Source organism: Corallococcus sp. AB049A, assembly GCF_003668885.1.
Lineage (GTDB): Bacteria > Myxococcota > Myxococcia > Myxococcales > Myxococcaceae > Corallococcus > Corallococcus interemptor.
Genome location: NZ_RAWL01000911.1, coordinates 1 through 582, shown reverse-complemented (window position 1 = coordinate 582; position 582 = coordinate 1). Strand labels below are relative to the sequence as shown.

Here is a 582-nt window from a genome sequence, read left to right as displayed (position 1 = left end):
GCCGAGGGTGCCGCCGAACTGCTCCACCAAGTCGTACTCGAGCGTGGCCACCTGCTCGCCGTTGTCGCCCGGAGTGACGGAGACGAGCTTCACGCGGTTGTGGCGCTCGCCGCCGGGGGCTCGGCGGAAGAGGGTGCCCAGGGCGTCGGGCGTGGTGAGTTCGGTGCCCAGGGACCACGTCTCGCCGGGGCGCACGGGGTCGCGCGGCAACTCCAGCGCCAGCGTGGCCAGGTTGCGCGCGGGGCCCTGGAGCCCGTCGATGATGAAGCCGCGGTCGCTGAAGGTGGCCTCCTCCGGCGCGCCGGTGTTGGGCGTCACGCGCAGCTGGCGCTCCCCGTTCTTGTCCAGCATGAGCACGTACGTGTACTCGGTGGGGACGGCGGCGCTGCCGGCCTTGGGTGCCACGGCGGCGGGGGCGGCCTTGGCGCCCTTCTTCTTCTTGTCGGCCTTGGAGGGCTTCTCCGCCGGGGCGGACTCGGGGACGGCCGCGTTGCGATCCAGCGCGAGGTTCAGGCGGAAGGAGATGGGGGCGTCCTGGACCAGCTTCCAGCGCAGCACGACGGCGTCCTTGGGGACGGCGGG

The 582-nt window shown here is 72.9% G+C and carries 1 pseudogene; it reads right to left on the bottom strand.

Annotated elements, in window-relative coordinates:
* A pseudogene (locus tag D7X55_RS43845) lies at positions 1–582 on the bottom strand (hypothetical protein); the annotation flags it as partial.